This is a genomic window from Allobosea sp. 2RAB26, from assembly GCF_052115465.1.
In the GTDB taxonomy this organism is placed as follows: Bacteria; Pseudomonadota; Alphaproteobacteria; order Rhizobiales; family Beijerinckiaceae; genus Allobosea.
On the sequence record NZ_JBFRGS010000009.1, the window covers coordinates 215,082 to 228,450 of the forward strand.

The 13,369-nt window shown below is 66.3% G+C and carries 14 protein-coding genes and 1 pseudogene; 9 read left to right on the forward strand and 6 right to left on the reverse strand.

Annotated features, from left to right (window positions below; translation table 11 throughout):
* Nucleotides 1–27 precede the first annotated feature (27 nt).
* The gene (locus AB4118_RS19320) at nt 28–1,140 is read right to left on the reverse strand and encodes a Gfo/Idh/MocA family protein (RefSeq protein ID WP_441491269.1); all 1,113 of its coding nucleotides are present in this window, start codon (nt 1,138–1,140) and stop codon (nt 28–30) included.
* 365 nt (nt 1,141–1,505) lie between these two features.
* On the opposite strand from AB4118_RS19320, the gene AB4118_RS19325 reads away from it, so the two are divergent.
* From AB4118_RS19325 to AB4118_RS19335, 3 genes are all read left to right on the forward strand, one after another.
* The gene (locus AB4118_RS19325) at nt 1,506–1,865 is read left to right on the forward strand and encodes a DUF2200 domain-containing protein (protein ID WP_441491270.1); all 360 of its coding nucleotides are present in this window, start codon (nt 1,506–1,508) and stop codon (nt 1,863–1,865) included.
* A 219-nt stretch (nt 1,866–2,084) separates the two neighbouring features.
* A complete protein-coding gene (locus tag AB4118_RS19330; protein WP_441491271.1) occupies nt 2,085–2,363 on the forward strand; it encodes a metal-sensing transcriptional repressor in 279 nt (92 codons plus the stop codon).
* Nucleotides 2,364–2,371: 8 nt separating this feature from the next.
* Nucleotides 2,372–3,727, forward strand: a complete 1,356-nt coding sequence (locus AB4118_RS19335) for an MFS transporter (protein ID WP_441491272.1) — start codon at nt 2,372–2,374, stop codon at nt 3,725–3,727.
* A gap of 240 nt (nt 3,728–3,967) precedes the next feature.
* On the opposite strand, the gene AB4118_RS19340 is transcribed toward AB4118_RS19335, so the two are convergent.
* On the reverse strand, nt 3,968–5,365 hold the full coding sequence (locus tag AB4118_RS19340) for a DUF2252 domain-containing protein (RefSeq protein ID WP_441491273.1): 1,398 nt from the start codon (nt 5,363–5,365) through the stop codon (nt 3,968–3,970).
* Between the two features lie 289 nt (nt 5,366–5,654).
* Here AB4118_RS19340 and AB4118_RS19345 point away from each other — a divergent pair, with 289 nt between their 5' ends.
* From AB4118_RS19345 to AB4118_RS19355, 3 genes are all read left to right on the forward strand, one after another.
* Nucleotides 5,655–5,861 carry a DUF3311 domain-containing protein gene (locus AB4118_RS19345; protein ID WP_441491274.1) on the forward strand — a complete coding sequence of 69 codons (207 nt, stop codon included), beginning with the start codon at nt 5,655–5,657 and terminating at the stop codon, nt 5,859–5,861.
* A gap of 54 nt (nt 5,862–5,915) precedes the next feature.
* The gene (mctP, locus tag AB4118_RS19350) at nt 5,916–7,463 is read left to right on the forward strand and encodes a monocarboxylate uptake permease MctP (protein WP_441491275.1); all 1,548 of its coding nucleotides are present in this window, start codon (nt 5,916–5,918) and stop codon (nt 7,461–7,463) included.
* A gap of 155 nt (nt 7,464–7,618) precedes the next feature.
* Nucleotides 7,619–7,828 carry a hypothetical protein gene (locus AB4118_RS19355; RefSeq protein WP_441491276.1) on the forward strand — a complete coding sequence of 70 codons (210 nt, stop codon included), beginning with the start codon at nt 7,619–7,621 and terminating at the stop codon, nt 7,826–7,828.
* Nucleotides 7,829–7,957: 129 nt separating this feature from the next.
* On the opposite strand, the gene AB4118_RS19360 is transcribed toward AB4118_RS19355, so the two are convergent.
* Nucleotides 7,958–8,854, reverse strand: a complete 897-nt coding sequence (locus AB4118_RS19360) for a LysR family transcriptional regulator (RefSeq protein WP_441491277.1) — start codon at nt 8,852–8,854, stop codon at nt 7,958–7,960.
* A gap of 121 nt (nt 8,855–8,975) precedes the next feature.
* On the opposite strand from AB4118_RS19360, the gene AB4118_RS19365 reads away from it, so the two are divergent.
* The 3 genes from AB4118_RS19365 (at nt 8,976) to AB4118_RS19375 (ending at nt 10,654) form a co-directional block, all read left to right on the forward strand.
* The gene (locus AB4118_RS19365) at nt 8,976–9,704 is read left to right on the forward strand and encodes an SDR family oxidoreductase (RefSeq protein WP_441491278.1); all 729 of its coding nucleotides are present in this window, start codon (nt 8,976–8,978) and stop codon (nt 9,702–9,704) included.
* Nucleotides 9,704–10,051, forward strand: a complete 348-nt coding sequence (locus tag AB4118_RS19370) for an Atu4866 domain-containing protein (protein ID WP_441491279.1) — start codon at nt 9,704–9,706, stop codon at nt 10,049–10,051. The genes AB4118_RS19365 and AB4118_RS19370 overlap by 1 nt, the downstream gene beginning before the upstream one ends.
* Nucleotides 10,052–10,132: 81 nt before the next feature.
* Nucleotides 10,133–10,654: a nuclear transport factor 2 family protein gene (locus tag AB4118_RS19375; RefSeq protein ID WP_441491280.1), complete on the forward strand. Its 522-nt coding sequence runs from the start codon at nt 10,133–10,135 to the stop codon at nt 10,652–10,654.
* A gap of 55 nt (nt 10,655–10,709) precedes the next feature.
* Here the strand turns inward: AB4118_RS19375 and AB4118_RS19380 are convergent, their stop codons facing one another.
* The 3 genes and pseudogenes from AB4118_RS19380 to AB4118_RS19390 form a co-directional block, all read right to left on the reverse strand.
* A complete protein-coding gene (locus AB4118_RS19380) occupies nt 10,710–11,624 on the reverse strand; it encodes a LysR family transcriptional regulator (protein ID WP_441491281.1) in 915 nt (304 codons plus the stop codon).
* A gap of 9 nt (nt 11,625–11,633) precedes the next feature.
* Nucleotides 11,634–11,834, reverse strand: a pseudogene (locus AB4118_RS19385) (YeiH family putative sulfate export transporter); the annotation flags it as partial.
* Nucleotides 11,835–12,370: 536 nt separating this feature from the next.
* Nucleotides 12,371–13,078, reverse strand: coding sequence for a L,D-transpeptidase family protein (locus AB4118_RS19390; protein WP_441491282.1), 708 nt, complete (start codon nt 13,076–13,078; stop codon nt 12,371–12,373).
* Between the last annotated feature and the right edge of the window lie 291 nt (nt 13,079–13,369).

Here is a 13,369-nt window from a genome sequence, read left to right on the forward strand (position 1 = left end):
GGCCGATTGCGGCGCCGAGGCCGGGAACTACACCGCCCTCCAGCCTCCTTCGCGGAAGCTCCTGGCGGCGGCATCGACCGTGCGCTCGATGCGCAGGCCGGTCTCGAAATCGATGAGATGAGCCGGCTCGCCGGCGATGGTCCGCATGAGCTCGCGGCATTCGATGATCTTGAGCTCGTTGAAGCCGAGCCCGTGGCCGGGCGCAGGGATGAAGCGGTCATAGGGCTCGTGCACAGGCGCCGTCAGGATGCGGCGAAAGCCCTGCAGATCGCTGCGTCCCTCAGTGGTGTAGAGCTCGATCTCGTTCATCTTTTCCTGGTCGAAGCTGATCGTTCCCTTCGCCCCGAAGACCTGCACGAAAATCCGGCCCTTGCGGCCCCAGGCGCAGCGATTGAGCGCGACGAGCCCGGACGCGCCCGAAGCGAAGCGCAGCAAGAGGGTCGCGATGTCGTATGTCTCGACCGGCCGCGCGCCGCCCTCCTGCAGCGGACGCGTCGGATAGGGCTGGGCCATGTCGGCCATGACCTGCGCCACCTCGCCGACCAGCACCTTGAGCAGCGAGAAGGCGTGCACGCCGAAATCGTCGAGCGCGCCATGGCCCGATTGTGCCGCGCTCTTCCAGGAGAAAGGCGCTTGGGCATCGGCCATGAAATCCTCGTCCATCTCGATGCGGACATGGTTGACCGGCCCGATGGCGCCTTCGCCGATCAGCCGCGCCGCCAGCCGGATGGCCGGGTTCTGGATGTAGTTGTAGCCCAGTGCCGCGACCTTTCCGGCCGCCCGGGCCGCAGTGAGCATCGCCTCCGCATCGGCGAGGCTGGTCGCCATCGGCTTCTCGCACCAGACATGCTTGCCCGCTTCGAGCGCCGCAATCGCCATCTCGGCATGGACGGCGTTGGGCGCGGTGATCGAGACGATGTCGACCTCGGGATGGGTGACGAGCGCGCGCCAGTCGGCGGTGGACCCGGCGAAGCCGAGCTCGCGCGCCCGTCTTGCAGCCAGCGCATCGTCCACCTCGCACAGCATGGCGAGCCTTGGGCGGGCGACATCGCCGAAGACCGGAGCAACGGCATTCCAGGCCAAAGCGTGGCATTTGCCCATATAGCCGGTGCCGATGAGGCCGACGCCAAGAGCGCGCATGCAAGTTCTCCCGAGCTTGGGGGGGGCTGGTCAGGGTGAAAGGTTGGCTCAGACGGTGCCGCCGAGGGGTCGCAGTTCCTTTGCCGCCGGCCACCAGGGGCGCCCAGGCGTCAAGAGAGCAAACCCGACGCCATGGTTCAAGGTGCGAGTCGGCCAGAGCCGCTCCCGCAAGGCGTCGGAATGCGGTTCCTTCGGTAGCGCGTGCCTGCAGACGAAGCTGATCCTTGCGCAGACAGGACGTCAGCGAGCTGGAGGCGGCTCTGGCCGCCCCGAACCTTGAACCATGGCGTCGGGTTTGCTCTGTTGGCGCTGGGCTAGCATTCGGGCGCCACCAGCGCCGGCGCCGACCTGGGGTAGTGGACGTAATGACCCAGCACCGCATTTACGCAATGAGCTTCGCCAAGGTCTATCCGCTTCTGGTCGCCAAGGCGGAGAGGAAGGGCCGCACGAAGGCGGAGGTCGACCAGATCATCCACTGGCTGACCGGCTACGGCGAGGAGGCACTCGCCTGTCAGCTGGCGAAGGACACGGACTACGAGACCTTCTTCGCACAGGCGCCCGGGCTCAATCCTGCGCGAGCCGACATAAGGGGGAAGGTCTGCGGCGTCCGCGTCGAAGAGATCGCCGAGCCGGTGATGCGGGAGATCCGCTACCTAGACAAACTCATCGATGAACTCGCCCAGGGGAGGGCGATCGATAAGATCCTGCACCGTCGGCCAGGATAGGCCTGGCGTTTGCGCTCGCGTCCAAGGCCGATCTGACCCCTTCGGGATATCGGATTGGCAGTGCTTCAAGCGGGAGATGCGAGGCTGGTTTCGCCGCAAACGACCGATAAGCGCCGTGAGAAGAGGCAATCTGCGGTCTACTCTTGACGAAACTCCGACACCTCGCGTCGAAATGGAGGACGCCTTTCCTTATCCCCCCTGGGGGGATATAGGCAAAAGATGTCGGAACCTCACATCCATGAATCCCATCCCGCGATCATCAAGCGGCTGAAGCGCGCTGGTGGTCACCTTGCCAAGGTCATCGAGATGATCGAGGCCGGACGCTCCTGCCTCGACATCGCGACGCAGCTCCAGGCCGTCGAGAGCGCCATCACGCAGGCAAAGCGGACGCTGGTGCAGGATCATCTCGATCACTGCCTCGACGAGGTCCTTGGCGACCTGCCGACCGAGCGTCGCCAGCCGATCGACGAATTCAAGCAGATCACGAAGTTCCTCTGAGGCTCACAATGCTCAAGGTCCTGTCCAATCGCGTCTACGGTCGCCTGTTTGCTGCGCAGATCATCGCGCTGGTCGGCACCGGTCTCCTCACGGTCGCGCTCGGCCTGCTCGCCTTCGCACTCGCCGGCGAGAGGGCCGGCGGCGTCCTCGGTACGGCGCTCGCGATCAAGATGATCGCCTATGTCACCGTCGCGCCCATTGTCGGTGCGTTTGCGGCACAGCTGCCGCGCCGCGCCTTCCTGATCGCCATGGATCTGGTGCGCGCGGCCATCGCGCTCACGCTGCCCTTCATCACCGAGATCTGGCAGGTCTATCTGGCCGTGTTCCTGCTTCAGTCGGCCTCAGCCGCCTTCACGCCGACCTTCCAGGCCACGATTCCCGACGTGCTGCCGGACGAGGACGACTACACCAAAGCCCTCTCGCTCTCGCGCCTGGCCTATGACCTCGAATGCATCGTCAGCCCGATGCTTGCGGCCGCCTTGCTCACGGTCATCAACTTTCACTGGCTTTTCGGTGGCACGGTCATCGGCTTCCTCGTCTCGGCAGCACTCGTCCTTTCCCTTACATTGCCGGCCTCTCCAGCCAGGAAACGCGAGGGCGGGATCTACGACCGGACAACGCGAGGGATCAGGATCTATCTCGCGACGCCGAGGCTGCGCGGACTGCTCGCGCTCAACATGGCGGTGGCGATGGGGGGCGCCCTCGTCATCGTAAATACCGTGGTGATCGTGAAGGGGCGCCTCGGCTTCGACGACAACGCGGTTGCGCTCGCGCTGGCCTGTTTCGGCGGCGGGTCCATGCTGTCGGCGCTGACGCTGCCGCGTGTGCTGGAACGGGTCGCAGATCGAACGGTGATGCTGACGGCGGCGACCTTTCTGGCTGCCGTCCTTGGCGGCTTCGCTGCACTCCTCTGGGCCAGCGGCTGGGCACTCGCTCCGGCGGCGACGGGTACGGGCTGGGCCGCGCTCCTGGTCACCTGGGCGCTGCTCGGCATCGGTTACTCCGCGACACAGACACCGTCAGGCCGGTTGCTGCGACGCTCAGCTCACGCCGAGGATCGTCCGGCGGTGTTCGCCGCGCAGTTCGCGCTCTCGCATGCCTGCTGGCTGGTGACCTATCCGCTTGCGGGCTGGCTCGGCGCGATACTGCCACTGGCGACACTGGCAGGCCTGTTCGCGCTGGCGACGCTGGCGGCAGTGCTCTTCGCATCGCAGCTTTGGCCGGCTGGCAGTGCGGATGCCCTTGCGCATGACCATCCCGAGCTTCCACCGGGACATCCTCATCTTGCAGAGCATGGTTCGCGCCATTCCCATTCCATCATCATCGACGACCTGCACAGTCGGTGGCCCGCCGAGGCAAGATGAGGTGGTCAGGATGCAATGCCCCGGGTGCAGGCAAGAGCCATGACCGCGATGGCATGGATGGCTGGGACGGGTGATCGAGCGCCGGTCGTCGATCCGGCAATGACCTGCACGGGCTCCGTGGATGCGCGACGAGATCAGGCGGGCGGGCCGGCGCCAGATCGTGGAGGCAAGCTATTCCGCCACCATGTGGCATGTCAGGTCAGGGCATGCCGGGAGCGAAGCTCCCGGCCGCGCGGCCCTTCATGCTGCTTTGGCTCGCTCCTGCGCTGTCTTGACGGGCCCCTTGGCTGCAACGAGCGCCTCGTGGTCCAGTGCGGTCTGCGCGGCATAGGCCATCGCGAAACTCGTCAAGGCGTCGTCGAAGATCCCCGACGCCCCCATGTAGCCGGCGATGGTCGCCGCATCGCCCGAGCGGACATGCGCGCGTGCAAGCGTGCGGCCGCAGAGTTCGGCATAGGCCGTCAGGGCCTGGCCCTCCACCACTTCGGCGATCGATCCGAGGCGACGGTTCTTGAGTTGCCGAACGTAGAAATGACGCCCGCTGGCACTGTCATCAGCCCAGCCCAGGAAGACGTCGCTCGCCGCCTGCAGCATGCGCTGGCCTTCCACCACCCGCTGCCCCTGATGCGGCGGCCCGGGGTTCTTGCTCTTCGTCAGCCGGGCGAGGACCGAGGTCTGGGCTTCCTTGACCTGCAGGAACAACGGCTCGTCATCGGCCGTCATGAACAGGCCGACGACGCAGAACGTGCCGACGCTGCCGACGCCGACGACCTTGAAAGCGAGATCCCGCAGGCCGTAGCGCGTCACCAGCACGCGGCGCTCGGGCGGCAGGGTCTCGCGATAGTGATGGAAGACCTTGTGGGCCTGCAGCGAGCGCGTGCTGTCGCGTTCCTCAGGCAGATGATAGATCAGCGGTGGCCGGTCCTCGATGCCCCAGGAGCCGTCCGCCCCGGCATGCAGACGGGGAAAGTTGCTGTCCTGCTGCGGATTGCGCGACGCCTTGGTGAGCAGGCCTTGCACATGTTTGCGCAGCGCCGGATCGTCGATCCGCTCCAGTTCCACTCCAAGCTCGGTGCGCGCATGCCAGGCCTCCAGCGGCGTGAGCTTGGCCAGCCTGCGCAGCCGGCGGCGATAGGCGCTCACCGTCGCGGCAACGGTGAGCCGGGCGGCCTTCCTGGAAAATCCGGCGTCGAGCGCCGCTACGGCGACACTGGCGGCCAGGCGCTTGAGATCGACGGCGAAGTCGATGCCCGGCAGCGTTTCGTCGAAATCGTTGATGTCGAACAGGACGTTCTCTTCCGGCGCGGTGAAGGCGCCGAAATTCATGAGATGACAGTCGCCGCAGGCCTGAACGGGTAGACCGGCCGATGGGAGACCTGCCAGGTCTTCTGCCATCACGGCCGCCGCGCCGCGCAGAAAGGCGAACGGGCTCAGCATCATGCGCTCGTAGCGGATCGGCAGAAGCTCCGGAATGCGGCTGTCATCGGTCCCGGCGAGAATGGCGACGGCGTCGCTGCTGGAGCGGGGCGCCCAGTCGGCATGGCTCTCGCGCGGAACCTTGCCGCGCAGGGCCTTGCCGGCGGCGTAGCGCTCGGCACGGGACAGAAGCTGCGGCTTGGCCGGTTGATGTCGCGTCATCGGGGACCTCGATCCTGCCGTTTCGGCCCGCATGGACATGCTGTTCGTCGACGGACCTGTCCTTGGCGGCCGTATCCCGCGCGACCCGTCGCTTGCGCAGGCCCCGTTTATACCAGCCTCCGGGAGCGATGACCAAGCAAGGGGCCGTGATCCGGATGCTGTTCGCTTCCAAAGCCCGCAAGCATCTGTTCTCGTTGTCGCAGGTATTCGGAGAGACATTGCCAGACAATGCCCGAGAGGAGCATACTGTCTAATCTGGCCCAAAGGCACGATGTCGGGAGGGTTCGGAATGAACGGCTCCGGGGAAAGTCGGGGCGGATGGAGCTGGTGGTACCTGCTCTTCATCGTCCAGTTCATCGCGGTACTCTGGCCGCCGTTCTACAACCGGCTCGACCCTGTCTGGGCAGGCATTCCGTTCTTCTATTGGTACCAGATGCTCTGGGTGCTGATCGGAGCCGCCTTCACCGCCACCGTCTACTTCGGGACCAAGGACTAGCTCGCCCGACCAGACCCTGTGCCTGACGACGACGAGCTCCGACAGGAGCGTGTCATGCATGACGTGAACTGGACCGCCACCACGGTGTTCGTGGCGTTGTTCGGCTTCATCACGTGGCTCGGCTTCGCCGCCGCCAACTGGCGCAAGGCAGATCTCGACCAGCTGCACGAATGGGGCCTCGGCGGCCGCAGATTCGGCACCTGGATCACCTGGTTTCTGGTCGGCGGCGACCTCTACACCGCCTATACCTTCATCGCCGTGCCGGCTCTCGCCTTCGGCGCCGGGGCGGTGGCGTTCTTCGCCGTGCCCTACACGATCGTGATCTACCCGATCCTGTTCCTCGTCTTTCCCAGGCTCTGGCATGTCTGCCACAGGCACGGCTACATCACCGCCGCTGATTTCGTCCGCGGCCGCTTCGGCAATCGCTGGCTGGCGCTCGCCGTGACCATCACCGGCATCCTCGCGACCATGCCCTATATCGCGCTGCAGCTCGTCGGCATCCAGGTGGTCATCGGCGCGCTCGGCATTTCCGGGACCGGCCTTGCCGCCGACCTGCCGCTGATCTTCGCCTTCCTGGTCCTGGCGGCCTTCACCTATTCGAGCGGCCTGCGCGCGCCGGCCTCGATCGCGATCGTCAAGGACATCCTGATCTATGTCACCGCCTTTGCCGCGATCATCATCATCCCGATCGAGCTCGGCGGCTTTGCCAAGATCTTCGCCGCGGTGCCGGACACGAAGGTCCTGCTCGAAACGCCGCCCCCCGGCTCGACCGGTGCCTACAGCACCTACGCGACGCTGGCGCTCGGATCGGCGCTGGCGCTGTTCCTCTATCCGCATTCCATCACCGGCATTCTCAGCGCCAATGGCGGCAAGGCCATCCGGCGCAACGCGGCCATGCTGCCGGCCTATTCCTTCCTGCTCGGCATTCTCGCGCTGTTCGGCTTCTTCGCGATCGCCGCCGGCGTCCGCAGCATGCCGGAATATGCGGCGGGCTTTGCCGAGTTCGGCAATAATTTCGCGGTGCCGGCCCTGTTCCTGCACAGTTTCCCGGCCTGGTTCGTCGGCATCGCCTTCGCCGCCATCGGCATCGGCGCCCTGGTTCCAGCGGCGATCATGTCGATCGCGGCCGCCAATCTCTATACCCGCAACATCCACCGGGAGTTCATCAACCGGAACCCGACCGACCGGCAGGAGGCCCAGATGGCGAAATGGGTTTCGCTGGTCGTCAAGCTGGGTGCGCTTGTCTTCATCCTGTTCGTGCCGACGCAATATGCCATCCAGCTGCAGCTGCTCGGCGGCATCTGGATCATCCAGACGCTGCCGGCGGTGATGCTCGGCGTCTATACGCGTTGGTTCAACGGCTGGGCGCTGCTGATCGGCTGGCTGGCCGGGATCGTTGCCGGCACGCTGATGGCCTTCGCGTCCAATCTGACGCCGACCTTTCCGCTCAGCTTCGGCGGGCATGTCTTCCCGGGCTACACCGCCGTCTACACGCTGGTCCTGAACCTCGTCATCGCCGTCGTGCTGACCTTGCTCTTCCGGGCGTTGAAGGCCCACTCGACCGCGGCCGACGAGACGATGGCCGCCGATTATTCCGCCTGACACCCCGGGGACCGGGCGGAATTTGGGCCACCGCCTCCCCACGGCACCGCGCCTTCCCATTGAATTGGACCGGGATGGCGAAGCCGCAGACTATTTGGCGCGTCGCCCCGGTTGTGAGATCGTCGCCTGATCAGGAGCGAAGAAGCGAGGGCCCTATGGATACGGACCAGGAGGCCAAGGACCGCGTCACGCAGATCATGCAGAAGCACCTGGAACTCGCGCAGGAGCAGCTCGAAATGGCCGAGCGCGGCGTGCTCTTGTCGATTGATGGAGCGCCCGAAGGGATCAATCTGACCAAGGAGGCATTGGCCATCCGCGTCGAGCAATTGCAGGGTGCGCTTGATCGACAGCGAGGGCGCGGCTGATCCCAGCCACGCGCTCGCCAAGCGGGCCTAGATCGCCGTGCGTCCGTTCGGACGCAAGATGGGCGATCCAGCTCTTTGTTCAAGCATCGGATTTTCCGAAAACCGGATTCCACTTTTCGGTCCGATGCTTTAGCGCCTTCGGTTCCTGCGGATGTGATCGACGAAGGCGCGCAGCTTCGGCGCCATGTTCTGGCGGCTGGGATAATACAGGAAGAACCCAGGGAAGAACGGGCAAAACTCTTCGAGCACGGGAACGAGCTCCCCTCGCTGGATGGAGGGGCGAAACGTTTCCTCCAGCCCGATGGTGATGCCGCCGCCCGCGACCGCCATGCGGATCATCAGCGCCATATCGTTGGTGGTGGCCTCCGGCTTCACGTCAACCGCGAAATCCTGGCCGGCTTCCGTGAACTCCCACCGGTAGGGAGCCGCTCGTGGCGCCGGGCGCCAGCCGATGCAGCGATGCGCCGCGAGCTCGCGCGGATGGATCGGCGTTCCCCGGCGCGCCAGGTAGCCGGGAGCGCCGACGGCGAGTTGCCGCTGCGGGTCGGAGACGGGAACGGCGATCATATCCTGCTCGATGACCTCGCCGAGCCGCACGCCCGCGTCGTAGCCGTAGGCGACGATGTCGATCTCGTCATCCGTCACCAGGACGTCCAGCTGCACGTCCGGGCATTCCATCCCGAAACTGGTGAGAAGCGGGCCTGACAGGAAACTCTCCGCGATCGAGGAGACCGCCCGCCGCAACTGGCCGCGCGGTCCGGAGCCGAGTTGATGAGTAGCCTCGGTCGCCGCGCGGATATCGGCCAGCGACGGGGCGATGTCGGCATGGAGACGCTCGCCGGCTTCGGTGAGGCCGACGCTGCGGGTGGTGCGGTGGACGAGGGCGATGCCCATTGCGTCCTCGAGCCGCCTGATCGTCTGGCTGACGGCCGAGCGCGTCACGCCCAGCCGGTCCGCGGCTGCCCGGAAGCTTCGTTCCTCGGCGACCAGGACGAAGGTCGCGAGCGCGTTGAGATCGGTCGCCATTGGTTAGAAACACTAACCATGGCGTCGCCTCCTGGCTAGATACCGGCGACAGCGCCGGGCGTCTATCTCCTCGATCACGGGTTCCGCATCACGCAGCGGACCAAGCGAGAGGAGTTGGACCATGGCTATGGACAAGACCGTTCTGGTGACCGGGGCATCAAGTGGCATCGGCGTCGGCATCGCCCGCGAGCTCGCCGCCGCCGGAGCCCGTCTCATGCTGGGCGCACGCAGGGTCGAGCGACTCGATGCCCTCGCCGAAGAGCTTCGGCAGGGCGGCGCGAAGGTCGACTATCGCCGCCTGGATGTGACGCGGCAGGACGACGTCCTGCGCTTCGCCGACGCAGCCCGTCAGCAGTTCGGGCGGATCGACGTCATCGTCAACAATGCAGGCGTGATGCCGCTCTCGCCGATGGCCTCCCTGAAGGTCGACGAGTGGGACCGCATGGTCGACGTCAACATCAAGGGCGTCCTCTACGGAATCGCCGCGGTCCTGCCGGAGATGACGTCCCGGGGCTCCGGCCACATCGTCAACATCGCCTCGATCGGTGCGCTCAGCGTCTCGCCGACGGCGGCCGTCTACTGCGCCACGAAATATGCCGTCCGGGCGATCTCGGACGGTCTGCGCCAGGAGCGCAGCGACATCAGGGTCACCTGCATCCATCCCGGCGTCGTCGAGAGCGAGCTTGCCGGCACGATCACCGATCGCGCGGCGGCCGAAGCCATGAAGACCTACCGGAGCATTGCGCTCCAGCCTGACGCCATCGGTCGGGCCGTCCGCTACACGCTGGAGCAGCCCGAGGACGTCGACGTCAACGAGATCGTCGTCCGCTCGACCAGGGCGCCGCACTGATGCGGGCCGGGATCATCACCGTCGCGACGGGTGTCGTGGCGGCACTCGCAACGGCTGCCTTCGCGGAGAAAGCCATGACGCATGCCACCCATCCCTTTGTCGGCATGTGGGTCACCGACGACAACCGGATCCGCCACGAACTCCTGCCGGACGGCTGCTATGTCGAGGCGCGCGGCAACCGCGAGGGCGCCTATCGCGGGCGATACGAGGTGACGGGTACCCACATCGAATACTGGGACGACACCGGCTTTACCGCCGACGGCGATTTCGTCGACAACGACACCCTCCACCATGCCGGCATGGTTCTTCGCCGGCGTGTCCGGCCGTCCTCCGCGACGGCCCCGTAAGCCGGATTTCCGGCAGTGGCGGCCCGCGCAGTGGCAGCGCGTGCGGCTTTCCCAACCACCCTGAAGCGAAGGAGACGTTCAATGAACTCTACCGCCCCATCCAATCGACCTGCGACCGCCACCCGGCGCATCGGGCTTGCGGCTATCGTCGCCCTGGCCATCGCGCCGGCCATAGCCGCGCCGGCCCGGGCCGACACCGCACGCAACGAGACCATCGTGCGCGACGCGTTCCAGCGCTGGGCCGCCGGGGACAATGTGTTCCAGCAACTCCTGGCCCCCGACATCGTCTGGACGATTCCGGGCTCCGGTCCCGTCGCGGGCACCTATCGCGGCATGACTGATTTCATTGAGCGGGCCTCCGTGCCGCTGGTCAGCCGCCTCGCGACCCCGCTCGTCCCCCAGGTCCGGCACATCTGCGCCGTCGGCGACCGGGTGATCGTCCGCTTCGACGCGACGGCCACGACGACTGGCGGACATCCCTATCGCAACCAGTTCGCCTGGTTGTTCCGGATGAAGGACGGCAAGGTCGCCGAGGCCGAGGCGTTCCTCGACCTCGTCGCCTACCAGCAGGTCGTCGACAACAATCAGCCACGCCAGCGCTGACGCTTCGGATGGAGCCGCCGGGCCGGCAGCGGTTCGGGCCGGGAGCGGTCGGGGATCAGATGCGCCCGCTGCTCGGTTCGGCCGCTCCGGCCTGCTCGCGCAGGAGCGACAGAAAGGCCTGCGCGGCCCGGCCGACATAGCGCTCCTTGTGCTGCAGGGCATAGAAGCGGCGTCGCGGCACGGTCGCTGCGACCGCAACCAGTGACCCGGCCCGCAGCGCCGCCGCGACCACCAGGCGCGAGACCACGGTCGCCCCGGCACCGGCCTCCACCGCCGCCCTGACGGCTTCGTTCGAGGGCAATTCAAGCGCGATGTCGAGTTCCGCGAGGCTCAGGCCGTCGCGTGCCAGCAGGTCTTCGAACAGCCGGCGCGTGCCCGAGCCCGGCTCGCGCAGGACCCAGGGCGCCTCGGCGAAGGCCGCGCTTGCGATCGCGGCTGCGCCGGCCCAGCGATGCCCGCGGGCGACGACCAGCACCATCTCGTCTTCGGCCACCGGCGAGATCGCCAGATGCGGGTCGTCGATCTCCCCCTCGACGATGCCGAGATCGGCGAGCCCGTCATGGACGGCCTGAGCGACAGTTTGCGTGTTGCCGATCGTCAGCGGCGTCTCGATGCCGGGATGGCGCGCCCTAAAGGCGTGCAGCAGCGGCGGCAGCCAGTAATTGGCGACGGTCTGGCTCGCGGCGAAGGCGAGCCGGCCGCGCTTCAGCCCGGCGAGATCGGCCAGCACGGCCTCGGCCGAGGCGGCGCGGGAGAGCACGGCGCGCGCCTCGGCCAGGAAGAGCCGGCCGGCATCGGTCAGCGTGATGCGCCGGCCGATGCGATCGAAGAGTTTGACCGCATGGCGCGCTTCCAGGGCCGCGACCGCGGCGCTCGTCGCCGACTGGGTCAGGTTCAGCTCGGTCGCGGCCTTTGTGACATGTTCGCGCTCGGCGACCGCGACGAAGATCCTGAGCTGTTCGAGCGTCATCGCGATCCTTCACATCGTGAGCTTCACCAGCATCAGACTGAATGACGCGATGAAAAGAAAGGCCGCAAGGCCGAGCAGGCGAGGGCGCAGGCACTTGGCCCTGAGCTTGGCGATATCGGTCTCGAGCCCCATCGCGGCCAGCGCCATCGAGAGCAGGAAGGTGGTGGAAAGAACGATCAGCGACTTGGCTTCGCTCGGCACGCTGACGACGCGAGGCCGACCATGGCGACGCAATAATCGACTGAGACGATTGATCAGCCGGCGCGAGGGCTTGCCGGGAGGCGCAGAGCCGTGCTCGGCGAGGGGCCGAGCGGAGGATGAAATCGGGTGAATGCAAGCGGCAGCGATCGCGGGTGTTTCAAGGTGAACGTGGTGCGCCGTCAGGGCCGATCTCTGGCGAGTTTCAACGGCGGCCTCTGGCGGATTGGAGACATGCGAGCGACGGGACATGTGTGGCGCCGAGCGGCCGGATGGGCTCCGCACCCATTTGCTGCGGCCGAGTCCGGCGCCATCGCCGCGACAGATGGTGCGAATGTGGGAGAACTGGCGCTCTGGCTGCAACCTGGTGCGATGCTCGCCTCCTTCCGGATTGGAGCCCGCACCTGGCGTATGCATTCACCGGCGGCGGCGAGCCGACGGGCTCAGTTCTTCTGGAGGTGGAAGCCTTCAGCGAAGGTAAGTTCCACCAATGCGCGCCGTCGCTGTTCTCGGGGCTGGGCGGCGCCAGGACCGGGGACTGACCGTTGCTATGCCGGCAGGACGACGACCTTCGTCTTGACCGGCGTACGCGAGTACAGGTGCATCATGTCCTGGCTGAGCAGGCCGACACAGCCGCTTGTGATGCCGTTCCCGATCGATTCCGGATCGCTGGAGGCGTAGATCGTGTAGAGCGTGTAGGCGCCGTTCTGATAGAGATAGAGCGTGCGGGCGCCGAGCGGGTTTTCGAGGCCGCCGGGCATGCCGCGGGCGTATTTGGCCGCCTCGGGCTGGCGCTTGATCATCTCCTTGGGCGGTGTCCATGTCGCCCATTCCGCCTTGCGCCCGATATAGGCGTCCCCGCTCCACCGGAACCCGTCGCGGCCGACATTGGCGCCATAGCGGGTGGCCGATCCGTCGTCCTCGACGCGGTAGACGTAGTAATTGCCGGGATCGACGATAATCGTACCGGGCGCTTCCTTGGTCTCGTAGCGAACGGTCCGGCGATAATATTTCGGATCGACCTTGCTGACATCGACAGCCGGGATCGGGAATTTCTCTTCGGGCACCGGCCCGTAGATCTTGGACGCCTCGGCGAGGCTCATGCCGTCGGTCGTGCAGCCGGCGAGTCCGAGCGCGCCGACGCCGGCGGCAGAACCGACCAGAAACGACCGGCGGTTGATAAGTCCCGTGCGACGCCCGATCAGAGCGATCTCGTCCATCTTGCCGGCATCGGCATTGCCACCGTCCATGATCATGATTTTGGACTTCCCATGTCTTGCTGCCCGACGAGAGAATACTCGGGCATACACCCGCTGAGCGTCTTCCTGAGCTAAGATTGCCGGGACATGGCCCGGCTGGCAAGCTCTGGCCTTTGTTGCACGGGGCTTGCCATGCACCAAGGCCGCTACCGTCCACGCTGTCTCGCAGCCTTACGTCGCGCTGGCTTCGACAAAAACGTGCAGGTCACGGCACCGCTCGGGTCAGCGGCGCCTCGGCTCATTCGCCCGGCATTTTGCGCATTCGGGCCGGGCGAGGGGCGCGCGGCT